Raw genomic sequence first — 714 nt, 5'->3', positions numbered from 1 at the left:
TTCCTGACCGCAGCGCCAATCCAAAAGGCAATGCAGCTTTCGTTCGGCGAAGACGACCTCGTGGTTTCCGCGATCCGCCGCGAAACCGCTGCACAAGCGCGACACACCGACAGCTGATGCCAGCCTTCGCCCCCCTTTTGTACCCGCCCACATGGGTCGCCATCGGAGAAGCCGCGAAATGGACGCTGATTACGCTGGGCGTCGTCGGGGCCGGTGCGGCAACCGGGGTCGCGATCAACGAGATGACCCAGGACGAAGGGGAAACCGAGGCCGCCCCCAGTGCGGACACAAGAAGCTGCGCCAACTGCGGTGAGCGGCGACGGTGTGCCCCCTGCGTGCCGCCTGCCGGGACGCGCCGCTTTATACGCCTTGATCGCGTGCCGCCCGGTAGATCGCATTACCCTTGTCCGGGTGACCATGTCCACATTCAGATACGTCATCAGAATCCAACCACCTGCGAATGCTATTGGAATACGCCCTCTTCTCCACATGACGTGATCTGCATCGAGCAAGGTGGTGACGCGCCCGCGGATCTGTACTATCCCTAACCCATGCTTCGCCTGTCACAAATCCCCGATCAGCCGATCGCCATCGACCTTCGCATTGGTCTTCCCGAGGCTGCGACCTTGCGCGCACCGGCGGCCAGATATTCCCTCTGGCCGGATGATCCCTTTGGGGCATCCGCAGATTACAATGTCTGGCCAAGTGCGTTTA

The 714-nt window shown here is 61.6% G+C and carries 1 protein-coding gene; it reads left to right on the top strand.

What is annotated here, in order from left to right:
- The first annotated feature begins 116 nt into the window (after positions 1-116).
- A complete protein-coding gene (locus tag H7847_RS26625; protein WP_227272747.1) occupies positions 117-548 on the top strand; it encodes a hypothetical protein in 432 nt (143 codons plus the stop codon).
- Positions 549-714: the final 166 nt, after the last annotated feature.

It is taken from the genome of Roseobacter weihaiensis (genome assembly GCF_020622345.1).
GTDB classification, from domain to species: Bacteria; Pseudomonadota; Alphaproteobacteria; order Rhodobacterales; family Rhodobacteraceae; genus Roseobacter; species Roseobacter weihaiensis.
Note: the sequence above shows the minus strand (reverse complement) of the source record. Positions and strands in the feature narration are given on the sequence as shown.